General features: G+C 70.5%; 15 protein-coding genes. 13 read left to right on the forward strand and 2 right to left on the reverse strand.

Features of this window, described 5'->3' with window-relative positions; translation table 11 throughout:
- Window positions 1–21: 21 nt before the first annotated feature.
- The 6 genes from ACLQ23_RS21095 (at window position 22) to ACLQ23_RS21120 (ending at window position 8793) form a co-directional block, all read left to right on the forward strand.
- Window positions 22–1515, forward strand: a complete 1494-nt coding sequence (locus ACLQ23_RS21095) for an SCO6880 family protein (protein WP_425735316.1) — start codon at window positions 22–24, stop codon at window positions 1513–1515.
- A complete protein-coding gene (locus ACLQ23_RS21100) occupies window positions 1512–3215 on the forward strand; it encodes an ATP/GTP-binding protein (RefSeq protein ID WP_355591982.1) in 1704 nt (567 codons plus the stop codon). Before ACLQ23_RS21095 ends, ACLQ23_RS21100 begins: the two co-directional genes overlap by 4 nt.
- Window positions 3212–4975: a type IV secretory system conjugative DNA transfer family protein gene (locus ACLQ23_RS21105; RefSeq protein WP_355591981.1), complete on the forward strand. Its 1764-nt coding sequence runs from the start codon at window positions 3212–3214 to the stop codon at window positions 4973–4975. The genes ACLQ23_RS21100 and ACLQ23_RS21105 overlap by 4 nt, the downstream gene beginning before the upstream one ends.
- A gap of 147 nt (window positions 4976–5122) precedes the next feature.
- Window positions 5123–6796 carry a hypothetical protein gene (locus ACLQ23_RS21110; protein WP_355627679.1) on the forward strand — a complete coding sequence of 558 codons (1674 nt, stop codon included), beginning with the start codon at window positions 5123–5125 and terminating at the stop codon, window positions 6794–6796.
- A gap of 155 nt (window positions 6797–6951) precedes the next feature.
- Entirely contained in the window at window positions 6952–8283 is a 1332-nt protein-coding gene (locus ACLQ23_RS21115; protein WP_355627682.1) for a hypothetical protein, read from the forward strand.
- A gap of 222 nt (window positions 8284–8505) precedes the next feature.
- The gene (locus ACLQ23_RS21120; protein WP_355591975.1) at window positions 8506–8793 is read left to right on the forward strand and encodes a hypothetical protein; all 288 of its coding nucleotides are present in this window, start codon (window positions 8506–8508) and stop codon (window positions 8791–8793) included.
- 142 nt (window positions 8794–8935) lie between these two features.
- Here ACLQ23_RS21120 and ACLQ23_RS21125 read toward each other — a convergent pair whose 3' ends face one another.
- Together ACLQ23_RS21125 and ACLQ23_RS21130 are read right to left on the reverse strand one after the other, a co-directional pair.
- Window positions 8936–10285 carry an RICIN domain-containing protein gene (locus ACLQ23_RS21125; RefSeq protein WP_376767495.1) on the reverse strand — a complete coding sequence of 450 codons (1350 nt, stop codon included), beginning with the start codon at window positions 10283–10285 and terminating at the stop codon, window positions 8936–8938.
- Between the two features lie 69 nt (window positions 10286–10354).
- On the reverse strand, window positions 10355–11716 hold the full coding sequence (locus ACLQ23_RS21130; RefSeq protein WP_425880975.1) for a lectin: 1362 nt from the start codon (window positions 11714–11716) through the stop codon (window positions 10355–10357).
- 627 nt (window positions 11717–12343) lie between these two features.
- On the opposite strand from ACLQ23_RS21130, the gene ACLQ23_RS21135 reads away from it, so the two are divergent.
- From ACLQ23_RS21135 to ACLQ23_RS21165, 7 genes are all read left to right on the forward strand, one after another.
- Complete coding sequence (locus tag ACLQ23_RS21135) at window positions 12344–13783, forward strand: glycoside hydrolase family 43 protein (RefSeq protein ID WP_425880976.1); 1440 nt, start codon at window positions 12344–12346, stop codon at window positions 13781–13783.
- Window positions 13784–13816: 33 nt separating this feature from the next.
- Complete coding sequence (locus ACLQ23_RS21140; RefSeq protein WP_425880977.1) at window positions 13817–15301, forward strand: RICIN domain-containing protein; 1485 nt, start codon at window positions 13817–13819, stop codon at window positions 15299–15301.
- A gap of 77 nt (window positions 15302–15378) precedes the next feature.
- Window positions 15379–16575, forward strand: coding sequence for a cellulose binding domain-containing protein (locus tag ACLQ23_RS21145; protein ID WP_425880978.1), 1197 nt, complete (start codon window positions 15379–15381; stop codon window positions 16573–16575).
- A gap of 34 nt (window positions 16576–16609) precedes the next feature.
- Complete coding sequence (locus tag ACLQ23_RS21150; RefSeq protein WP_306270948.1) at window positions 16610–17743, forward strand: glycoside hydrolase family 53 protein; 1134 nt, start codon at window positions 16610–16612, stop codon at window positions 17741–17743.
- A gap of 217 nt (window positions 17744–17960) precedes the next feature.
- Complete coding sequence (locus ACLQ23_RS21155) at window positions 17961–18380, forward strand: hypothetical protein (RefSeq protein WP_157552616.1); 420 nt, start codon at window positions 17961–17963, stop codon at window positions 18378–18380.
- A 155-nt stretch (window positions 18381–18535) separates the two neighbouring features.
- Window positions 18536–21874, forward strand: a complete 3339-nt coding sequence (locus ACLQ23_RS21160; protein ID WP_425880979.1) for a BTAD domain-containing putative transcriptional regulator — start codon at window positions 18536–18538, stop codon at window positions 21872–21874.
- Between the two features lie 127 nt (window positions 21875–22001).
- Window positions 22002–23684 carry a bifunctional 3-(3-hydroxy-phenyl)propionate/3-hydroxycinnamic acid hydroxylase gene (locus tag ACLQ23_RS21165; RefSeq protein WP_425735321.1) on the forward strand — a complete coding sequence of 561 codons (1683 nt, stop codon included), beginning with the start codon at window positions 22002–22004 and terminating at the stop codon, window positions 23682–23684.
- Window positions 23685–23710 lie beyond the last annotated feature (26 nt).

Raw genomic sequence — 23710 nt, forward strand, 5'->3', positions numbered from 1 at the left:
GAAGAGACGAGGGAGAGGTCCATGTCGACGGAGACCATCATCGAACCGACGTACGGCAACTGGCGCCGACCACGCCGCGCCGGGCTGGGCCCGTTCGGTCTGCTCGGCACGGTCGGCGTCTTCGGAGGGCTGGTGGTGGTGCTGCTGGCGTCGCTGGCATCGCTCCAGGCGGCGATGGTGATCGGTACGCCGTTCGTGCTGGGCCTGCTTCCCATGGCGGTGCGTACCCCGGACGGCCGCAATCTGTACCAGCTCGTGGCGCTGCGCGTCGGCTGGTCCCGGCGACGGGCCCGGGGCGAGCACCTGTACGTCTCCGGGCCGCTGTCGGCCCGCCCCGAGGGTCGGTTCGCCCCGCCCGGCATGCTCAGCGGGGTGGTCGCCCTGGAAGGGCGGGACGCCTACGACCGGGCGTTCGGGGTGCTGCACCACCGCCGCCGCAACCTCTACACGATCGTGCTGCGCTGCGAACCCGACGGCGGGTCGCTCGTCGACCCGGACCAGGTCGACACCTGGGTGGCGCTGTGGGGCGAATGGTTGTCGCGACTCGCCCACGAACCGGGGTTGCGCGGCGCATCGGTGGTGGTGGAGACCGCTCCCGACCCGGGCACCCGGCTGGCGACCGAGGTGCTTCCCCGCCTCGACGCCGACGCCCCGCCCGCCGCCCGGGCGGTGATGCAGGAGGTGGTCGACGACTACCCGTCGGCGTCGTCGGAGATGAACTCGTACATCACCCTGACGTACGCGCCAGTGGGTGGACCCCGCCGCGACCCGGAGGACGTCGTCACCGACCTGGCCATCAGGGTGCCGAGCCTGCTGACCGGGCTGGTCAGCGCCGGCGGTGGGGTGGCCGAGCCACTCACGGCCGAGCAGATCGCCGAGGTGGTCCGGGTCGCGTACGACCCCGCGTGCGCCGCCGACGTGCTCAGCGTCCGCGCCGAGCACGGGCGCACCGGGCTGGAGTGGATCGACGCCGGGCCGGTGGCGGCCGTGGAGACTGTCGACGCGTACCAGCATGACTCCGGGGTGTCGCGGACCTGGCTGCTCACCCTGGCACCTCGGGGCACGGTCCGCTCCAGTGTGCTGCGGACCATGTTGGACGCCTCCGCCGGCACCCGCCGCAAGCGGGTGGCGCTGCTCTACCGGCCGATCGACCCGGCCACCTCCGCCCGGATCGTCGAGGCGGACCGACGGACCGCCCAGTTCATGGCCACCTCGGGTCGCGGCATGGTGCAGGCGCGGGCCGCCGCCGAGGTACGCGCCGCCGAACAGGCCGCCTCCGAGGAGGCCACCGGCGCCGGGCTTGTCGAGTTCTCGCTGATGCTCACCATCACCGTCGACCGTCCCGACCAGCTCGACGACGCCTCGGTGGTGGTGCGCAACCTGACCGGTGCCGCCCGGATCTCCATGCGTTCGGCCAACCGGATGCAGGCGGCGGCGTTCAGTTGCAGCCTGCCGGCCGGAATCCTGCCCTGGGAGCAGACCATGCTGCCGCACGAACTTCAGGAGGCGATGTGAACACCCCACTCGGTGCCGGCTGGCCGGTCGGGTACGCCGGGGCGTCCACGGCGCTCACGGGCCTTGTCGGCGACCCGGACGACGAGGCTCCCAAGCCGGCGAAGGTCAAACCACAGAGGCCCCGCCGGGACTTTCCGATCTCGGCACGCGGCTGGGACGGCCCGGGCGGCGGCAAGGTCGGCTACCTGGACGCGCCGACGATGTGGCGGGCCACCACGGTGCAGGCGTGCGGGCTCTGGCCGTTCTCGGCCGGCTCCGGCGCGCCGATGTCGGGGGTGCCGCTCGGTCAGCACCTCTTCACCGGCGCGACGGTCTGCGGTGACCCGATCTCGTGGTTCACCAGGGCGAAGTACATCTCCAACCCGTCGCTGTTCATGCTCGGCATGCCGGGTCTGGGCAAGTCGACCCTGATCAACCGGATGGCTGTGGGTCTGGCCGCCACAGGTGTGGTGCCGCTGGTCCTCGGCGACCTGAAGCCGGACTACGCCGACACGGTCCGCGCCCTCGGTGGACAGGTGATCTCGATCGGCCGTGGCGTCGGCGGCATCAACGTGCTGGACCCGGGGGCGATGGGCCTTGCCGCCGAACGGATCGGCGGCAAGGCCGGTCAGGCGCTGGCCGCCGAAACCCACGGCCGGGTCCTCAACATGGTGGCGGCGCTGCTGACAATCGTGCGCGGCCGGGCCCTCGACGACCATGAGCAGGCGGTGCTGTCCGCCTGCCTTCGGCACCTGCGGGAACGTACCCCGAGTGGGTCTGCCCCGGTCCTGCCGGATCTGCTGCGGGTGTTGGAGGAGGGCCCGGACCGGGTCCGGGCGGTGACCTTGGACCGGGGGCAGGAGACCCGGTACCGCGACGCGGTGGATCCGCTGCACCGGTCGCTGCTCGGCATCCTCGACGGCGCGCTCGGTGACACATTCGGCTCGACCACCTCGACCCGGATCAACCTGGACGCTCCCGCCGTCTGCATCGACATCTCCCGGATCGGCGAGTCGGACACCCAGCTCACCGCGGCGGCGATGCTCGCCGCCTGGTCTGACGGACTGGGCACGGTCGCAGCCGCGCACGCCCTGGCCGACGCCGGCCTGGCCCCGCGCCGCTGGTTCTTCACAATCCTCGACGAGTTGTGGCGCCCGCTGCGGGCAGCCTCCGGCATCGTCGACCGGATCGACGCGCTGACCCGGCTCAACCGTTCGCTCGGCCTCGGCGACGCGAAGATCACCCACACCCTCAAGGACGCCGAGGCGCTCGGCACCGACGCCGACCGGGCCAAGGCGCGCGGTTTCGTGGAGCGGGCCGGGATCGTCGCCTGCGCCGGGCTGCCGGCCGCCGAGATGACCGAGTTGGGCCGGGTGATCGGCCTGTCCCGCAGGGAGATCGAGCTGGTCTCCTCCTGGTCGTCCCCGCCGGGCTGGGCGAGCAGCGGCAGCAACGAGGAGCCACCCGGCCGGGGTCGGTTCCTGATCAAGGTGGGTGGTCGGCCCGGCATCCCGATCCGGGTGTCCATCACCGACACCGAGCGCCGCCTGCACGACACCAACCAGCGCTGGGTGCAGAACGGATACGCCGAGCAGCAGGCCGCCGAGCGGGCGGCGGCCCGCAAGGCCGTCTTCGAGGCCGAGGCCGAGCTGGGCAACCTGACCACCCGACCGGAGTACGCCCAGGTGACCGACGGAGCCGGCCGGAGGTGGGAGGCGTGAGCGGGAAGATGTCCTCCGGCCCGCCACGCGGGGCAGACCTGTTCTTCTGGGCCTTCAGCCTGGTGGTCCTCGCCAACCTCGGACTCTTCATCGTCGCCTGGACCGGCGGCACGCTCGGCGCCGGCGTGACCGGGCACGGCTGGAGCCCGCCGCCGTTCACAATGGGCTCGTACTTCGCCCTGGCCTCCGGCGACCTCGACACGCTCTGGCCCGGCGCGTCCCCGTACGCGGTCTACGGCGGGATGGCCGTGGTGGCCGCGCTCCTCGTCGTGCCGGTCGTGGTGGCCGGGCGCTGGCTGCTCGACCGGCGCAACCAGGGCGTCGGGCTGGCCCGCCGCGGCGATCTCGCATCGCTCGCACCGGCGGGCATCGCCGCCCGCGCCCGGGAACTGCGGCCCTCGCTGGCCGGGATGAAGCACCTGCCGCCGGACGAGACCGGCAACCTGCTCGGCGACCTGTCCCCGAACGGCCCGGAGCTGCGTTCCTCCTACGAGGACGTGGAGCTGGACCTGATGGCGCCCCGGGCCGGCAAGTCCACGGGCATCGCCATACCCCGGGTGCTGCGGGCCCGCGGTGCGGTCCTGCTCACGTCGAACAAGTCCGACGTGTACGCGGTGACCCGCGCCGAACGGGAACGCGTGGGCACCGTCTGGACGTTCGACCCGCAGGGCATCGCGCACGCGCCTCGGGAGATGTGGTGGGACATCCTCGCCGACTGCGTCACGATCGAGGGCGCGCGGCGGCTGGCCGGACACTTCGTCGCATCGGTGAACGACGACAGCTCGAAGAAGGACTTCTGGATCTCGGCGGCGCAGAACACCCTGACCGCGCTCTTCCTGGCCGCCGCCCGGGGGCGGGCCTCGGTCACCGACCTGCTCGGCTGGCTGGCCGACCCGGCCGACCGCACCCCTGTCGACCTGCTGCGCGACGCGGGGATGTCGGCGATGGCGGAGCAGTTGCAGGGCACCGTACGCGGGGCTGTGGAGACCCGCGACGGCATCTACGAGACCGCCCGGCAGTGCGTGGCGTGCCTGCTCGACCCGGAGATCCTGGCCTGGGTCAGCCCGGACCCGTACCTGCCGCAGTTCCGCCCGGACCGGCACGTGCTCGGCCGGGACACCCTCTACCTGCTCTCCAAGGACGGCGGCGGCTCCGCCGCAGGTGTGATCGCCGGGCTCGCCGACGCGACGCTGCGGGCCGGAGTGGTCGCCGCCGAGCGGATGGGCGGGCGGCTGGACCCGCCGATGACGGCGGTGCTCGACGAGGCGGCGAACGTCTGCCGGATCTCCGACCTGCCCGACCTCTACTCGCACCTCGGCTCGCGCGGAATCAACGTGGTGACCCTGTTGCAGAGCTACCGGCAGGGGTCCCGGGTCTGGGGCGAGGCGGGCATGGACGCCATGTGGGGCGCCGCCACCATCAAACTGCTCGGCGCGGGCCTCGACGACGCCGACTTCGTGGAGAAGATCTCCAAGCTGGTCGGCCAGCACGACGTGAGCACCGTCAGCGTCTCGCGCAGCAAGGATGGCTCGTCGCGGTCCGTCTCGTACCGCCAGGAGAGCGTGTTGCCGGCCGACCGGATCCGGGCGCTGCCGAAGGGGACCGCCCTGCTGCTGGCCACCGGCGTCCGTCCTGCGGTGATCAAGCTGCGTCCCTGGTACAAGGAGCCGGACGCCGGACGGATCTCGGCGCTTGCCAAGCAGGAGGTCGCGGCCATCACCGAACGGGCCGCCGCCAAGCTCGGCACGGGGTGGTCGTAGGGCTTCGGCGGCCGCCTCGGAAAGCGATAAAATCTCCCGTTATGAGATGAACCGCGCCGCGCCTTCCTCCGTAGTGCTGGCGACAGAAAGCGTGCGACGAGCACGGTGCCGCCGCGCTCGGCACCGTGCTACAGGAAGGCGGCAACAGTGGTCAGGTACGCACCGTGGGAGATCGGACTCCAGCAGGACGCACTGGACGACAGGCGTCAGGAACTCGCCGGGATCATCGACCGTCTGCCGGAGATCAGGCGTCGGTTGTGGAGCAGCAGCCGCCACGAGAACGAGTTCGGCGTGGCGGTCGGGCGGTACCGGTTCGTCGAGGCGCTGCGCGCGTCGTCGCTCAACAACCCGCCGGACCTCGGATCCCACGAGTCACGACGCTTCGAGCGCTACCAGCGCAATGCCCGGACGCTTGTCGACGAGCCGGTCCGCGCGCTGATCGAGACCGCACGGCAGCGCTGCGCGGAACTCGACCGGCGCGGCAGGCTGGTGAACCCGGCGGACCGTGCGGACCTGAACCGGGCGAGAGACCTGTTCGGGGAAAAATTCGAACTGGAACGCGACCTGAGGGAGTCCCGGCAGCACTACGCCCAGCAGGTGATCGACGACCTGCGCGGCCGGATCAACGTCGCCAATCAGCACGGCCGCTTCGCCGCGACCGGCGGCCAGAGCCTGGAGGTCCTCCACGCCCAGGTGCGTAATCCGGAGGCCAAACTCGATCCGCCGACCCAGGAGATCGAGATGGGTCAGGAGGGGGCGCTGGCAGAGCATTACCAGGAGGCCGGCTGCGAGGAGTTCGCGTCCCTGATGGCCTGCGCCGGGCACCGCGACCTCTACGACCCGGCCACAGGGACCGGCGACGTGATCACGAGAAAGGACTTCTCCGATGTGACGTCCGCACCCGGCGCGCCAGCCGCCGCTCGTGATCACGTGGTTGTCTACTTCGGCCCTCCCACCTCGCCCGAGGGCGTTGTCTGCGAGGCGTGGACGGACCAGCCGAGAGCCCTCGGCGCCCTCGACTATTCGGTTCGTGAGGCCCACGCGTACGACAACGACTATCAGAAGTGGGCGCACGGCAGGGACTATCTGGCCACAGCCAGAGCCCAGTACCTCGATCACGCGTGGATCGCCAATCATCCGCGGGCGGACATCACTGCCAGCCCGAACACCGCGACCGCGACCCTCGATGCGATCGAGGACCATGCCGACGCGCACGCCGTGTACCAGATCGGACATCCCTACCACGGCGTCGCGGACCCTGCCCTCGGCCGGCCACTGAATCAGGACACCCTGTTGGCGACGGGCGCTCAGGGCTTCGCGGTGTACCCCGAGAACTGGTCTCCCACCCCCCTGACGCCGTCGTCGGACCAGGCCGAGGCGCTGGGCCCCTACCTGCCCGCGGGCGCGGCATCGCTGTCGTTCGGGGACCGGATGCTGCCCACGGCCCACGGTTCGGGCTCGGAAGGGGAGTCGCCGACGGCGGAGCCCGCAGCACCTGGCCACTTCGCCTACGACCAGTTCGGCTACGGACACCCCGCCTGGAGCGCCTCGGTCGAGGGACAGTTCAGTGATCTGTCGGTCTCGGACTCACCGTCGCCACCGGGGCAGACGGACCCGGGGCCCAGTGTCACCCAGCAGGCCGGATCCTCGCACAGCTGGACCCCCAGCCAGACGCTCGCGTATCTCGCCCAGGTCAACGCGGCACGCGCGGGCCAGGACCACGCCGAGCAGGGGTACCCCGCGCAGGAGTACCCCGGGCAGGGGTATCCCGCCGGGAGCAACCCGCAGCAGCCCGCCCGCCGGGGCGGGCGCGGTCGGTAGCCGGCATTGCCGCCGTGACCGGCCGGGGTCCGTCCTGGGTACGGCCGGTCACGGCGGGCGGGCCATTCAAAAAGATCTCCGTTCCGGACTGAACCGGCGCGCCGGGTGCCGCGTAGAGCGGGAATCCACGTCCGCCGTCGTCAGGAGACGATGAAATGGAACGTAGTCAGGACTCCAGACAACCCTACGACCACGGAAGCGGCTACCAGGGCTCCAGCCGCGGCACCAGCGACCAGGGCGACGACAACGCCTACACCTACACCTACACCTACGAGGACAGTCCCGCGCTCGATATGGGCTCGTCCTCGACCGGCGACTACTACCTGCCCTCGACGTACGGGATGTACCCCTACCCGACCGAATGGGCGCAGAGCGACCAGGTCGACCACCTCGCCGCCCTGATGCAGCAGCAGCAACTCTCCGACAACTTCGCCTCCGTCTACGAGGAGGCGCGGGAGGCGCAGGACGTCTTCGCCACGTCATCTGCTGATTACTGGGCGTCCGTACCTGCCCCGGTGACGCCACCGCCGCCGACCTTCGGCGAGTTGGACGAGAGCACTGCGGCGTGGCAGAGGGAGGATCAGGAGATCGCCGACGGGCTCACCGACGCCGTGAACGGGGAGGGGTTCCAGCTCGGGACCTACCCGGTGACCGGCGGCGAGGTGGTCGTCCCCGAAGGTTCCCCGCTAGCCAGCCCCAGCCACACCCCGAGTGGATCGCCGCCCCGCCCGACCAGCAGCGCGTACTCGACCGGAAACGTTCCGGGCAGGGCTGACCTGGAGGCAGGGCGGACGCCCTCGTTCCGGGTGGCCCCGGACACCGGGACGCTCCTGCAACGTACCGCGGCGGGTTTGTGGGCGGCCGTCCAGGACGAGGAGATCCGGACCCGGGTCGGGTACGCGATCGGCAGCACGCTCGAGGGGATCGGGCGAAGCGCTGGCGTGTCGTACGCCATCGCGACAGGCAACGCTGTTGTCCTCGGCTCCGACATCTACAACAGAGGGCAGAGCATCTACAACAACCTCACCACGCCGCCGGTCGACGTGCCGCTGCTGGCGCGGGACGTCGCCGACGTCGTCGGCCTCACCACCGGTATCGCGGCCGGCTACACCATCATCTCCGGCGTGGACCGGCAGGCGTCCTCGGCCACGCAACTCGTCATCAACAGGGCCAACATCGAAGCGGCGGGTTACCTGAACGCTGCTGGCGCACTCGCGAACACGGCTGGCGCCTATCTGGCCAACGTGCAGCGCCGGAGGGAAGCAGCAAACCCCACCGACGCCGGCAGCGAGCACGGGTCGCACGAGACGCTCAACCCGCCGCCGTCGCATCGGTCGCACGGGACGACAAGCGGGGCCGCCCGGATGACCGCGCCATACGCCCCGCAGGAGTTCGACGCGTACCAGCAGGGGGAGTCGAGCAACCAGTCGACACTCCAGCACCGGGGTCGGGGCAAGGGCAAGGGTAAGGCGCCGGTGAGATCCTGACGTTCAGGTACGCCGGGTGAGGCAGAGGCACGTAGTCCTCCTCTGCTCTTGCTGACGGCAGGCGGTGCCCCTGACCCGGTCGCGCCTGGTCAGGGGCGCCGCTGCGTGGGCCACCTCCCTGCTCCGAGAAGATCACCGCAGGAGATCGCTTCCGTGGCCGTCCGTACGGCCGCACGGATGTCGTGGCGCAAACGAGCGCGGTCCGGGATAGCCTTGCCGCATATGGCTACCTATCGCAGTGCCTCAGTGCTTCTCTCGTCCGACGGCACCAGGACCCCCGGCACCGTCGCGCTCTTCGCCGAGCCCGCCCGCAGGGGTGGGATCGCGCCGTGGGCAGGCGACTTCCGGCCTGCCAACAGCGCCGGTAACGGCCCCAAGAACGCAGTCGGAAAGACCTTCAGTCTGGAGTTGCCCGACGGCAGCACCGGCACTGTCGTGGTCCAGAGCCTCAAACAGGGCAAGGGCGGCACCGTGCTGGCGTTGATGGGCGAGGACGCGCCTCCGTTCTGAGGCAACGCACTACCGAATTCCTCATCCCGGTCGACGGGCGGCTGCCGGGGTGGCAGTTCGCGATCGACGACGTGGCCTGACGACCACGCGCCGCCCAGCACAGAGGCCGGGCAGCGCGTGGTCGGCGCTGCCTGATGCGGTGCTAGGTGCGCGTGCTCCACTGCTGGTTGGCGCCACCGTGGCAGGCCCAGAGGTGAAGTTGCGTCCCGTTGGCAGTGCCGGCGCCGACGGCATCGAGGCAGAGCCCCGACTGCGCCGCGGTGATGGTGCCGTTGGAGTTCAGGTTCCACTGCTGGTTCGCCTGGCCGTTGCAGTCCCAGATGATGACCGCGGTGCCGTTGGCGCTGCCGGCTCCGCTGGCGTCCAGGCATTTGTTGCCGTACACGGTAAGGGTGCGGTTGGCGGTATGGGTCCAGCGCTGGTTGGTCCCGCCGTGACAGTCCCACAACTGCGCCCGGGCGCCGTTGCTCGTGCTGGAATTGGGGATGTCGATGCACCGGCCGGACTGGCTGCCCGCGATCAGCACGTTCTGCCGGGCGGGTGGCGGGCTCGATGGCGGGGTCGACGGCGGGGGAGTGGTGGGCGGCGGAGTGGACCCGAACTGGGTGAAGAACCGCCACACCTCCTGCTTGACCCAGCTCCGCGCGCCGCTCTCACAGCCGGCGCACCCGTCCACCGGGCCCTGCTGGTGGCCGCCGTCGAACGCGGCCCAGACCACCGGATAGCCGCTCTGGCACGAGTAGGCGGTGGTGATGTGGGTCCGGCTGCCCGGTGCGGGCTCGGGTGGGTTCTGCGCGGCACAGCCGTTGTTCCGGACGAACCTGTCGCGCAGAGCCCGTCCGCTGGAGATGTTGTCGTTGATGCCGTGGATCCCCAGGTACGCCACCGGCTGCGTGCCGCCGCTGCACCCGCTGATCGGCCCGGGAGCCGCGATTGCCGCTACCGCCCGGAACACAGTGGGTCGGGAACACGCCAACGAGTAGCTCATCGCGCCGCCGTAGCTGAACCCGACCGAGAAACGTTGTGTCGTGTCGACACAGAGCGCGTTGTCGATCAGGCGGATCATGTCGTCGGTGAAGGTCACGTCCTCACCATTGGAATTGCCCCAGCCGTTACCGATGCCCTGCGGGGCGACGAAGATCGTGGTGTTGTTCGCCTGCGACTGCATGCCGTAGTAGGCCCACGCTGCTCCGTCGGTTCCGCCCGACGCCACCTGCTCGGCCGTGCCTCCCAACCAGTGGAACCCGAAGGCCAGCCGGTGGGCATAGGTGTTGTTGTAGTTGTCGGGCAGCCGAAGGATGAAGCTGCGGCTCTTCCCACTGCTCTGGATGGTGTGGGTGCCGCTGTTCAGCCCGGGCGCCCTGCCGCAGCCGGCAGTGGTGGCCGCGGCCGCCGACGCGGCGGTCGTGAGGACGTACGCTCCGACGGCGACCAGCGTCATGAGCGCCAGTGCTGCCCCTATCCAGGGGGTGGAGAGTTTGCGAACTAACACAGTTGAGCCTCCCTATGGGGCGAAGAAAACTCCGCGGGATCGTTGCCCTACCGAGGCGCTCGGCAGGGGTCAGCCTCGGCTCCATCGTTGGCTGGCCGCGCCGGTGCAGTCCCAGATCTGGATTCGTGTCCCGTTGGCAGTGCCGCCGCTGACGACGTCCAGACACCGGCCCGAACCAACTCCGGTGATTGAGCCGTCGGCATTGAGCCGCCACTTCTGGTTGGACTGGCCGTTGCAGTCCCAAATGATCACCGGGCTGCCGTTTGCGGTGCCGGCGCCGCTGACGTCGAGGCACTTGCCGCCGAAGACCCGCAGCTCCTGCGAGGCGGTCGAGGTCCAGCTCTGGTTGGTCTGGCCGTGGCAGTCCCAGATGATCGCCGTGGTCCCGTTCGTCTGCGAGGCGCCGTTGACGTCCAGGCACCGTCCGGAGGACGTGTTGCGCAGGATCGACGTGCCGCTCGGCGGCGGGGTGGTCGGGGGCGGGGTGGTCGGGCCCGGCGTGGGGTCGGTGCTGCCGAACTGGGTGAAGAACCTCCATACCTCGCCCTTGGTCCAGGTCCTGGCTCCGCTGTCCCCACCGCCGTCCACCGGGCCGGGGGTGTGCCCGCCGTCGAAGGCGGCCCACACCACCGGATAGCCGGCCCGGCAACCGGAGTAGGTGGTGGTGATGTGGGTCAGGCTGCCCGCCCTGGGCTCGGGTGGGTTCTGTGCGGTGCACCCGTTGTTCCGCACGAACCTGTCCCGGAGAGAACGTCCGGCGGAGATGTTGAGCACCGAGTCCCCAAGGCCGTGGATTCCCATGTACGCGATCGGCTCGGTGCCGCCGCTGCACCCGCTGAGCTGCCCGCCCGAGTAGACCGCGACAGCGCGGAAGACACTGGCTCGGGAACAGGCGAGCGAGAAGCTCATGCCTCCGCCGTAGCTGAAGCCGAGCGCGAAGCGCTGCGTCGTGTCGACACAGAGGTCTGCGTCGATCAGCCTGATCATGTCGTCGACGAAGGTGACGTCCTGGCCTCCGGGGTTGGCCCAGCCGTTGCCGTTGCCCTGGGGGGCGACGAAAATGGTGCTGTTGTTCGCCTGCTGCCGCAGCCCGTAGTAGGACCAGGCAGCCCCGTCCGACCCACCGGAGTCGACGTCGTTGGCGGTGCCGCCGTTCCAGTGGAATCCGAAGATCAATCGGTAGGCGTGGTTGCGGTCGTAGTTGTCGGGGATCCTCAGGATGAAACTGCGGTTCTGGCCGCTGCTCTGGATGGACCGTTGTCCGCTTGTCAACGTGGGTGCCTTGCCGCACCCGGCGGTGGCGGCGGCCACCGCGACGTTCGCGGCCGACGCGGTGCCGCCCACACCGCCGGCCAGTGCGGTCGCGCCCACGGCCACGACGACAGCCGCGGCCGTCGCGAGAGAACGAAGGAGGGGTCTACGTTTTGTCATGATGGGGCTCCCGCCACTCGGCACGGATCGATCCACAGGTAGAAGAAGCGCGGCGACCGCGCGGCGTCGCGTCCGGGTGCCCCCGCTGACCACTCGCCGCAGCGGAGCCCGAGAAGACGCGTTGTGCACGGCGTCCGGCCGGCTCATCGGCACCAGATCCCGCCACCGGTCTCGCCGCCCACGCGGGACCAGTCGGTGGTCGAATCGGTTCGGCCAGACGCTAGATCAGGCAGAGAAGTGTGTCAATGCTGTGTCCGGCGGGTTGCGGGTCGATGCGTCCCGGCGCGCTCGGTGCCCCGGGGTGATGCGGCCGAGGGGTGTCGGTGGCCTCCAGCAGCGGCCTCGCGGCCCTGCTCCATGCCGGCATGTCGATTCCTTGACACTCACCGATGCGATCGCTAACACTGTTCGCAACGCGAGGGTAACAAGCACAAAACATTGCGCCGCATTTCGCGTGATGTGCGAAACGGCAACCGCTCCGCATCGGTTGTCATGGTTCCAGATCCCGATGGTCCTCGACCTCGAACAGGTTGATCTTGTTAACGCTAACATTGATGATCATCCGAGGCCGGATGCTCGTGCGCTCCTCCAGCTGACTCGTATGGCCATCCGCGAAGGAGAAACACCATGTCGAGAGCCCTCTCCCGGCTGTGTGCGGTGGCGGTCGCCGCGTGTCTGCTGTTCACCACATGGTCGGCGGCGACCCCGAAGGAGGCGTCCGCGCTCGACCCGACCGTCGGATACCTGATGGCGCACTTCACCGGAGAGTCGTCGACCGACCAACAGATCTACCTCGCCCACAGCGCCGACGGCCTTCGCTGGACGGACCTCAACAACGGTGGCCTCGTCCTGCGTTCCCCCATCGGCACCCGCGGTGTCCGCGACCCTGTCCTGGTCCGCTCGCCCGGCGGCGACAGGTACTGGATCATCGCCACGGACCTCTGCATCGGCTGCGGCCAGGACTGGTCGACAGCGATCAACAACGGCAGCCGCAACTTCGTCGTGTGGGAGTCCACCGACCTGGTCACCTGGTCGGCGCCGTGGCTGCTGAACGTCGCTGGTGCCATCCCGGACGGGCGCAACGCCTGGGCGCCCGAGGCGATCTGGAACCCGGCCACCGGCGACTACGTCCTCTACTGGGCGACGAACGTCCCGCTCAACGGGGTCACCAAACACCGCATCTACTACGCGCGGACGACGAACTTCCGCAGCATCACCACACCGCAGCTCTACATCAGCCGACCCGGCAACCAGGAGATCATCGACACCCAGATCGTCGAGGTTCCGGCCGGCGTCGGTGCCTACCGCTACGTGCGGGCGTCCCGGGACGGTCAGATCACACTCGAAGGCAGCAACTCGATCCTCGGCACCTGGACGACCCTCGGAAACCTGTCCGGCATCGGGCTGACCGGCGCCCAGGTCGAAGGCCCGATGTGGCTGAAGTTCAACACCCGCAACGAGTGGGTTCTCTACCTCGACCAGTACGCCAGCGGGCGCGGTTACCTGCCCGTGCTGACAACCGATCCGTCGAGCCCGGGTGGCTTCCGGCTGCCGGCCTCCGGCTCGTACTCCCTGGGTGGCACCAAGAAACGCCACGGATCGATCCTCAACCTGACCGCCGCCGAACAGAGCCGCGTGCTCGCCCGCTGGCCCGCCACAGCGGTCAACCGGATCCAGTCGTACAACCTCCAGGACCGGTACGTGCGGCACGCCAACTACGACGCCCGCGTGGACGCGAACGTCAGCCCCGCCCAGGACGGCCAGTGGCGGTTGGTGCCCGGCCTCGCCGGCTCCGGCACGGTCTCCATCCAGTCGGTCAACTACCCCGGCTACTACCTGCGCCACTACGGGTTCGACTTCCGACTGGAAGCCAACGACGGCACCACCACCTTCGCGTCCGACGCCACGTTCCGGCAGGTCGCCGGCCTCGCAAACTCGTCGTGGACGTCGTTCCAGTCCTACAGCCACCCCGACCGCTACATCAGGCACTACAACTACCTGCTCCGGCTCGATCCGGTCACCGACGCGCAGAGCCGCGCCGACGCCACATTCCGCGTGACCAGCTGAACGTCGTCTGAGCCCACACCGATTGGACATGTCATGGCACGGATCAGGTCGGCACGTCGGCTGGCGATCACTCTGGTGACCGCGTTGACAGTGCTTGTCGGCACCATCGTCGTCACGTCGTCGCCCGCCACCGCCGCCACCAACCAGTTCCGAGGCATGAACTGGGCGGTGCTGGGTGACAACTTCAGCACCGGCCCGCTCGTCGTGCAGGGCCTGAGTGCCTCCGACAGCAACGCGACGGTGCGGGCCAAGGCGAACGCCCTCTACGACGACATGGCCTCCACAATGGGAGTCAACACCGTCCGGCTGCCCATCAACACCCACACGGTCGGGACGGCATGGTGGGAGGCGTACCGAGGTGCCATCGACGCCGCCACCGCCCGCGGCTTCAAGGTCATCCTCGCGTACTGGGAGGACGGCGCCGCCTCCGGAGGCAGGATCACGAACCTCGCCGCGTGGAACGCCATGTGGTCCACTGTGACGAACACGTACGGGGCGAACACGAGCGTCTACTTCGAGCCGATGAACGAGCCGCACGGTTACAGCTCGGCGGAGTGGCGCAACGTCGCGGCGAACTGGCTCAGCTACCACTACTCGGCGGTGCCCGGCCGGGTGCTCATCGGCGGCACCGGCTTCAGCCAGGACCTGCGGGACATCTGCAACGACAGCCGCTTCGCCTCGACGCTGCTGTCCTTCCACCACTATGCCTTCTTCTACGGCGCGATGACCTATGACGCCTTCCGGAGCCACATCCAGACCCGCCTCGGCAACTGCGCCTCCCGCGCGGTGGCGACCGAGTTCGGCGCGCCCATGAACGACGGCCGCAACTACGCCGACGCGGGCAGCAGCGACAACTTCGTGCGGCACATCCGCGCCATGGCCCAGGTCATGCGCGACAACCAGATGGGCGGCACCTACTGGCCCGCCCTTGGCGGCAAGCCCGGCACCATCGGCTACGACTGGTACTCGATGTTCTCCCTGAGCGGTACCGGCACCGACCTCAACCTCACCGTGCGCAACACCTCCGGCGCCGACCAGATCCGGTACGCGTGGGGCGACACCGTCGGTGGCGGTCCCACGACGCCCCCGCCTTCGACGGGTACGTACTACCGGATCACCGTGCGGCACAGCGGCAAGGCCATGGACGTCCAGCAGCCGAACACCGACAACGGCGCGCGCGTCGGCCAGTACACGTACGGCGGCAGCGCCTGGCAGCAGTGGCAGTTCCAGGATGCCGGCAGCGGCTACTGGCGCATCATCAGCAGGCACAGCGGGAAGTGCCTCGACGTGGTGAGCGCCTCGACCGCCGACGGTGCCGAACTCGTCCAGTACACCTGTGGCGCCGGCGCCAACCAGCAGTTCCAGATGGTCACCAGCGGCGGCTACTTCCAGCTCCGGGCGCGCCACAGCGGCAAGTGCGTGGACGTACCGGCCGCGTCGACAGCGGACGGGGTGATCCTCAAGCAGTACACGTGCAACACCGGCGCCAATCAGCAGTGGTCGCGCACCGTCGTCTGACGGGGAGTCCGGCAAAAGCATCGACCGAGGTGTGAGATAGATTGGCGATCATCGATGCACTGCGTCATCGTCGAGGTATGACAGGCGTCTTCTCGTCCTCGCTGTTCCGCCGCCTCCGGCCGGGCCTGCTGGCCGCGGCCGCGCTGTCGACGGCGGTACTCGCGTCCGCTCTGAGCGTCGCACCGGCGGCCGACGCCGGCACGGCACCGGCCGCCGCCGCTTATCCCGGGGTCGCACCGGCCCCCGCTGGGGCGGCCGACCCGACCGGGCCCGCGTCGCCGACCTCGGCGCCCAGCACGCCGAGCACCTCACCCTTCCCGCCGAGCGTGCCCACCAACCTGGCTGCCAGCCAGGTCCGCACCGGCTCGGTCACCCTCACCTGGACAGCTTCCACGCGCGGCTGTTGCGCCATCGAGGGCTACGACATCATGTACTACGAGGCGTTCAGCGATGTCATCTACAGCGCCAGCGTCGGGCCCGTCACCACCACCACGATCACCAACTACATCCGGCCGGGCTGGCAGTACTCGTTCCGGGTGTCCGCCCGGGACTCCCTCGGCCACCGATCGAGCTACGGGGACGTGCTGACAGTCGTCACCCCGGCGACGGACACCGGGCCGGACACGACCCCGCCGAGCGCCCCGCAGAACCTGACCGTCGGCGCGGTGACCGCCTCGACCGCCACGCTGTCCTGGTCGCCGTCGACGGACAACGTCGGCGTCCTCGGGTACGACGTCTACCGGTTCGACGGCTGGTTCACCTCAAGGCTGGTCGCCACCGTGAGCGCAACGACGTACACGGTATCTCTGCCCGCCTCGACGCCGCTGCACAACCTGTACTACGTGCGTGCCCGGGACGCGGTGGGCAACGTGTCGATCGCCTCCAACACGGTCGAGCTGCCCACGACGTCCGATCCGACGTCGCCTCCGCCGTCCTCGCCGCCTCCGCCGCCCTCTACCTGCCAGGTGACCTACCGGAACCAGTCCCAGTGGCAGGGCGGTTTCGTGGCCACCGTGACGATCCAGAATTCCGGGGCGACGCCGATCGACGGTTGGACGGTCACCTTCGGCTTCCCGGGAGACCAGCAGGTCACCTCGGGATGGAACGCCACTATCGCCCAGACGGGTGCCACGGTGACCGCCCGCAACGTCGACTGGAACCGCGTCATCGCGCCGAGCGGCTCCGCGTCCTTCGGCATCCAGGGGCGGTGGAGCGCCAGCAACGCCCCGCCGACCGGATTCTCGCTGAACGGCGCGCCCTGCACCGTGGGTTGAGCGTGACCCCGTCCCCCTTCTGCGAAGGAGTCTCGTGAGCACGCATCCGGCCACACCTCATCGCCTTCGCAGGGCCCTGATCGGCGCCGTCACGGCCGGCATCCTCGTGGCCTCCACCACGCTCGGTGGCACGCCCGCCTCCGCCGCGAACACGCTGAGCATGCGGGGCGCCGACGTCTCATCGTTGCAGCGCAGCCTCGACCTGGGCGCGAAGTACTACGACGCCGGCGGCGCCGCCCGCGACCCGCTGGACATCCTGAAGTCCGTCGGCGTCAACTACGTACGGCTGCGCGTCTGGAACAACCCGATCAGCGGCTACAACAACAAGAGCAAGGTGCTGGGGCAGGCGAGGGTGGCCAAGGCGAAGGGCCTCAAGGTCCTCATCGACTTCCACTACTCCGACACCTGGGCCGACCCGGGCAAGCAGTACAAGCCGGCTGCCTGGGCCGGTCACAGCCTGAGCCAACTGCGCAGCGACGTGTACGCCTTCACCTACGACGTCTGCGCCAGCCTCAGGGGGCAGGGCACCACGCCGGACAGCGTGCAGATCGGCAACGAGATCAACGTCGGGATGCTGTGGAACGAGGGAAAGGTCGTCAACAACGACTTCGCCCCGCTGGCCGGGCTGCTGAAGCAGGGCTACAACGCCACCAAGGCGTGCGGCAGCGGCATCCCCGTGATGATCCACACCGCGAACGCCGACAGCAACGCCAACGCCCGTTGGTTCTACGACGGCATCCGCGCGCAGGGCGTGCAGTGGGACATCACGGCGCTGTCGTACTACTGCATGTGGCACGGCAGCCTGTCGAATCTCTACAACAACATCGTCGACGTTCGCGGGCGTTACGGGAAGCCGGTGGTGATCGTGGAGACCGCGTACCCGTTCACCCGCAACAACGCGGACAGCGAGCCGAACGCCATCGGCGACGCGACATGTGACGGGATCAGCGCGACCTGGGCCGGGCAGGCCCAGGAGTTCGACTGGGTCCAGAACACCGCCCGTAACGCGGGAGCCGTCGGGGTCTTCTACTGGGAACCGACCTGGTACGCCGTCAACGGCAACGGCTGGGACCCAGCCAACATCAACGGCACCGGAAACCAGTGGGACAACATGGCCGTCTTCGACTGGTCCGGGAGGGTGAACCCCGGCGTGCGCTGGACGCCCTGATCCGCTGCCACGCGTCGGCCTGACCGACACCCATCGCTCAGAACCGGCGCTCGGCCCGATGAGGGCCGGCGCGAATCGTCGGCGCTGTCGGTTGCGCGGCACTGTCCGAGCACGGACAGTGCGCGCCGTCTGACCTCGGCACGGCCCGATGATGGACCACGTCGACGTGCCGCCACGACGGGCCGGCGGGCGTGGAACTCCGGGCAGGGGGATGGGCATGCCGTTCAACGTTGATTTCAACTGGGCCTCACAGGCGATCATCGAGACGGTGGCGGTGCCGTTCCCCTCGCTGGAGACGCCACCCGGCGTGGTCGTCGCCGACCCTCCCATCCCGCAGCTGGAGTCCAAGCGGTCCGGCCCGGTCACTGTCACCATGTTCGGCAACGGCCGGTGGAACCGGGACACCAGCTACCGGTTCAACGCCGGCTGTAACGACGATCGGGGCGTTGCGGCGAAGGTGGATGACGTCGGAGAGCTGTCCCTCGCCGAGGCGGAGCGGCTCGAGGAGTGGTTCCGGAAGCGGTATCCGGGATCCAAGCCGAACGTGCTCAAGACGGGCGGGAAGTGGAACTTCACCCTCGTCCGCAACGGCGCAGTATTCAACTTCCACGTCAGTGCCCGGGGAGCCCACGGGTAGCTTCCGGCACTTCCATGCGGCCGGGCCGGACCGAAAGCCTGACCTGACCGCCGCCATGACAGGACACACTGGACGGTGGGTCGCGGATGTCCGACGCGACCCACCGCTGCCATACTCGGCACTGGACAGGTGGGGATCGTCGTTGTGGTGATGGCGTGCAGTTCCGGGTGCTAGGTCCGCCGGAGGTCGTCCGGGACGGGCAGGTGGTGCCCCTCGGAAGCCCGAAGCAGCAGGCGCTGCTGGCCCTGTTCGTGCTGCGGCCGAACCGGTTCGTCGCCGCCGACTGGCTGGTCGAGGCGCTGTGGGACGGGCGACCGCCGGCCAGCGCCCACATGACGCTGCGTACGTACGTGGCCGGGTTGCGTCGGGTCCTGGAGCCCGAGCGGTCCCACCGCGAGCCGGCGCGATTCCTGCGTAGCCGCCCCAAAGGGTACGAGCTGCGGGTGAAGATCGAAGCCATCGACGCGATCCGGTTCGGCAGTCTTGTGGATCGGGCGGCGGACGCGCTCGCGGCCGGGGAGCCGGCGACCGCCGAGTCCGGCTACGCCGAGGCGTTGGCGCTGTGGCGGGGCGATCCGCTCGCGGGCGTCGCCGAGCTGGCTGCGGTGCGCCCGGAGGCGGCACGCCTGACTGAACTGCGGTTGAGCGCCGAGGAGGGGCGGTTGACCGCCGCCGTCGTGGCCGGTCGGCACGCGACGCTCCTGGCCGAGCTGCGTCGGTTCGTGGCGGCACACCCGTTGCGCGAGGGGGCGCGGGCGCAGTTGATGGTGGCGCTGTACCGGTCCGGCCGGCAGAGCGAGGCGCTTGCGGTCTTCGACGAGGGGCGCCGGGTCCTGGCCAGCGAGTACGGGCTCGATCCCGGCGAACAGATACGGGCGGCGTACCGGCTGATCCTTGAGCAGGCCGTACCGGCGGAGACCGGTCCTGCGCCGACGCTCGGTAGGCAGGCTGTGCAGGTGGCCGGCACCGCGCCGCCTGCCGCCGAGACCGGGTCGAGCCCGGCGCCGCCCACCCCGACCGATCCCGGAGCGCGGCCGAGCGATCCTGGACCGCGGCCGGTCGAGCCCGAACCGCAGGCGGGCGAGCGCGATCCGCAGCCGTCCGGACCAAGGCCGACCGAGCCCGAACCCCTGCCGACCGAGCCTGGAGCGCAGGCAGGTGAGCGTGAGGGCGGGCCGTCCGGGCGAGACCAGGCGGGGGCCGGCGCGTCGCCGGACCGGGACGCGGACCCGCTGGTGGGTCGCAGCGCGGAGATGGCGCGGCTGCGGGAGACGCTGCACGCGGCCAACCGGCACGGCGGGCGGATGCTGGCCCTGGTGGGGGAGGCCGGCATCGGCAAGACCAGCCTCGCCGCGGCACTCGGCGCGCAGGCCGCCGCTAGCGGCGTTCCGGTGGTCCGGGGCCGCTGTCCCGACGTCGGGCAGGCGCCACCGTTCTGGCTGTGGAGCCAGGTCGTCCGCGCGCTCGTGGCGATGCCGGAGGCCAACGCCACAGGCTCGGCGAGCCGGCTGGACGGGTTCGCCGCCGGGTCGCTGGCCGGCTCCGCCGACAGCGGCGGACTCGACCCGACGGCGCGGTTCCAGGTGTACGAGGCGGTGTCGGAACTGGTGCACGCGGTGGCCCGGCGGCGGGGCCTGCTCGTCGTGCTTGACGACCTGCACGCCGCAGACCCGGACTCGCTGCTGTTGCTGCGGTTCCTCTCGGCCGATCTGTCGGCGTCGCGGGCGCTCGTGGTCGCCACCCTCCGGCCGTACGACCACGATCCGGTCCTGGTGGCGACGGTCGCCGAACTGGCTCGCGGCTGGGGTTTCGGTCAGCTGCGGCTCGCCGGGCTGGACGCCTTCTCGGTTGCCGACCTCGTCCGGGACCGGACCGGAGTGTCACCGCCGGAGCCGGCCGTGGCCCGACTCGTCACCCGTACCGGAGGAAATCCGTTCTTCATCACGGAGCTGCTCAGGTCTCGGACCGACCCGGTGGATGCCGGGGAGCTGCCGCCGAGCATCCGGGACACCCTCCGGCTGCGGCTCGGCGGGCTGCCCGACCCCGTCCGGCGCTGCCTCGACCTGCTCAGCGTTGCCGGACACGACCTGGACCTCCAGGTGCTGGCGGCGGCGTTGGACACCTCAGCGTCGGCGGTCGCCGAGCAGCTCGTCCCGGCGTACACGTCCGCACTGGTGACCGAGGCCGGACCGGGCGCGGTCACCTTCCGCCATCCGCTCATCGCCGAGGTCACCTACGCCGAGCTGTTCCCGCCGCACCGGGCCGCGCTGCACGCCCGGCTGGCCCTTGCCTACGAACGGACCGCCGACGTCGCACCGGCGGAGCTGGCCCACCACTACGGTCAGGCCATCGGGATCGGCCACGGCGAGGACCACCTGCGGTGGTCGCTGCTCGCCGCCGACGACGCGACCCGGCGGGTCGCCTACGAGGACGCGCTCGGTCACCTCGAGCGCGCCGCGCACCGGCTGGCCCCTACCGCGCAGGTCTCGCCCGACAGGGCGTTCACCGAGCTGACAGTCCATCTGCATCGCGCGTCGCTGTTGCAGATGACGGTAGGCGTCGGCAGCGACGCGGTCGACCAGGTCTGCGCTCGCGCCCGTGAGCTGTTGACGCTCGTGGGGCCGGACGCCGACATCCGTTCCGCGCTCTGGGCACTGGGCGAGCTGGCCGCCAACCGGGCCGAGTTCGCGATCTGCGCCGACCTCGCCGAGCGGCTGGTACGGGCCGAGGACGACGGCAGCCGGCTGATCGCCGTGGCCGGCGAGTACCTGCTGGGCGCGGTCGGCTACTTCACCGGACGACCGGCCGACGGCGAGCGCCGGCTCACCGCCGCGATCGACCGGCTGCGTACCGTCGATCGTGGGCTGCTGCGCCGCGAGGTCGGCAGGCGTCCGGTCCTGGGCTGCCACAACTTCCGGGCGCTTGTCCGCTCGGTGCGCGGCAACCCCTCCGGCGCCTGGGCGGACATCGCCGACGCCGAGGCGCTCGCCGAGGAGCTGGACGACCCGTACGGCCGGGCGAACGCGGCACTCTACGCCGCCTGGCTGGCGATGCAGGAACACGACGTCGCCGCGGCCGACGCCGCCGGGCGGCGGTGCCGGAACATCGGACAGGCCACCGGGCTGCCGCACATGATGGCGACAGGCGCGTTCTTCATCGAGTGGGCTGCCGCGCGCGGCGGCGACCACGGCCGGCTCGAAGCGATGCGCGCCGCAGGTCACGAAATCTACCGTCCCGGGCTGCGGTCCACCCGGACCATCACGCTCTGCGCCATGGCCGAGGCGTACCTGACCGCCGGTCGCCCGGAGACCGCGGCGACGCTGGCCGAGGAGGCGCTGGCCGTGGCCGAGCGGTTGGGCGAGCGGGTGTTCGCCGCGGAACTGCACCGCATCCGCGGCGTCGCCCGCCGCGACCGCACGGAGTGGGACCTCGGCGCCCGGATCGCCGCCGCGCAGGGGGCTGGGCTGTTGCTGCCCCGGTTCGCCGGTTTCTGACCCGGCCTGGAGGCCCGCCTCCACGCCGTCTCCACACCTTCTCCACGCCGGCCTGGTGCCCTGGTTCACGTCGGAGGAGGACGGCCGGGTGCCGTCCCCACGGGAACGTGTTCCGAGAGGCACCGCCATGCGTCCAGTTCAGTCGTCGGCCCACCACCCGGTCCAGGATGTCGACGTGGCCGTCATCGGCTGCGGGCCGGTAGGTGCGCTCACCGCCAACCTGCTCGGCGCCCGCGGCGTCACCACGCTCGTCGTGGAGCGCAGCGCGGCCCCGCACGGCCAGCCGCGGGCCTTCTCCTGCGACGACGAGGCGCTGCGCATCTACCAGCAGGCCGGCCTGCTCGACGAGATACGCGGCGAGACGATCGCCCCGCCGCTCGTCGAGTACGTCAACCGCGTGGGCCGGGTCTTCGCCCGGATGGCGTTGTCCGAGACGGATTTCGGGTACGGGCACGCTCCGCTGCGCTTCTTCGACCAGCCACGGCTGGAGCAGACGCTGCGGACCGGGCTGGACCGCTTCCCGCACGTCCAGCTCTCGTTCGGCACCGAGCTGGTCGGTCTCCAGCAGGACCAGGACGGGGTGACAGTGCTCCTGTCCGAGGTGGGCACCGGCCAGCGGCGTGTGGTCCGCGCGAAGTACGTGCTCGGATGCGACGGCGCCCGCAGCGCCACCCGTGCCGCCGTGCGGATCCCGCTGGGCGGTGCGAGCTACGCCGAGCCGTGGTTGGCGGTCTCCGGCGATGTGCCGCCCGACGCGGTGCGGGTCAGGGACACCCGGTTCGTCTGCGACTGGCGGCGCCCGGCGTTCGTGTCTCCCGGCGCGGCCGGCAGCTACCGGCTGGAGTTCATGCTGCGCCCGGGGGAGACCGAAGCCGAGATGCGGCGCCCGGACATGATCGCGGCGCTCGTCTCGCCGTACGTCGACCCGGACCGGTTCGACGTCACCCGGGCGGTGGTCTACAGCTTCCACCACCTCATCGCCAAACGGTGGCGAGAAGGCCGGGTGTTCCTGCTGGGTGACGCGGCCCACCAGATGCCGCCGTTCCTGGGCCAGGGCCTGTGCAGCGGTCTGCGCGACGCGGCGAACCTGTCGTGGAAGCTGGCTCTGGTGCTGTCCGGCGCCGCCGGCGCCACGGTGTTGGACACGTACGAGACCGAGCGGCGCCCGCACACCGTGGAGATGGCGCAGACGAGCGTCCGGCTCGGGCGCGTCTTCCTGGCCCGCAACCGGGCCACCGCCTGGATGCGGGACACCGTGCTCCGGGCGGTCCAGACGGTCCCCCGGGTACGGCGGTTCGTGGAGCGGTTCGAGTTCAAGCCGGTCCCGGCCTACCGGCGGGGTCTGATGGCCGGCGGCCGGCGCGACGGCGTGGTCGGCACGATGTTTCCCCAGCCCCGGATCCTCATGCCGGGTTCCCCCGGCGCGGGGCTGCTCGACGAGGCGCTCGGCGACGGCTTCGTCGTACTCGGCCCCGCCACGGCGGGCGGTCCGCTCGGGCCGCAGTGGCGGGGGCTGCCGGTGCGGTTCGTCGCCGTTCACCCGGCCGGCACTCCGGTGACTGACCTGCCGGGCCCATCCGCGGACGGTCAGCCGGACCGGGTCGATGTCGTCGACGTCGACGGTGTGCTCGGCGGGTGGCTGCGCCGCCACAGCGCCGACCTGGCGGTGCTGCGGCCGGACCGCTTCGTGTTCGCCCTGGCGGCGGTCGACGGGATCGACCGGGTCGGGCAGGATCTGTCGGCCGCCCTCGGCGTGCCGTCGGACCGACCGGGTCGATCCCTGCGACCGGCGAGGGGGCAGGCCGCATGACCGGGCGCGACCACCTGCCCCCGCCG

It is taken from the genome of Micromonospora sp. DT41 (assembly GCF_049841715.1).
Taxonomy (GTDB): Bacteria; Actinomycetota; Actinomycetes; order Mycobacteriales; family Micromonosporaceae; genus Micromonospora; species Micromonospora profundi.

Coding starts and splice junctions, on each gene's coding strand:
- ACLQ23_RS21095 (WP_425735316.1), top strand. CDS start 22: ATGTCGACGGAGACCATCATCGAACCGACGTACGGCAACTGGCGCCGA.
- ACLQ23_RS21115 (WP_355627682.1), top strand. CDS start 6,952: ATGGAACGTAGTCAGGACTCCAGACAACCCTACGACCACGGAAGCGGC.
- ACLQ23_RS21120 (WP_355591975.1), top strand. CDS start 8,506: ATGGCTACCTATCGCAGTGCCTCAGTGCTTCTCTCGTCCGACGGCACC.
- ACLQ23_RS21130 (WP_425880975.1), bottom strand. CDS start 11,716: ATGACAAAACGTAGACCCCTCCTTCGTTCTCTCGCGACGGCCGCGGCT.
- ACLQ23_RS21135 (WP_425880976.1), top strand. CDS start 12,344: ATGTCGAGAGCCCTCTCCCGGCTGTGTGCGGTGGCGGTCGCCGCGTGT.
- ACLQ23_RS21140 (WP_425880977.1), top strand. CDS start 13,817: ATGGCACGGATCAGGTCGGCACGTCGGCTGGCGATCACTCTGGTGACC.
- ACLQ23_RS21145 (WP_425880978.1), top strand. CDS start 15,379: ATGACAGGCGTCTTCTCGTCCTCGCTGTTCCGCCGCCTCCGGCCGGGC.
- ACLQ23_RS21155 (WP_157552616.1), top strand. CDS start 17,961: ATGCCGTTCAACGTTGATTTCAACTGGGCCTCACAGGCGATCATCGAG.
- ACLQ23_RS21165 (WP_425735321.1), top strand. CDS start 22,002: ATGCGTCCAGTTCAGTCGTCGGCCCACCACCCGGTCCAGGATGTCGAC.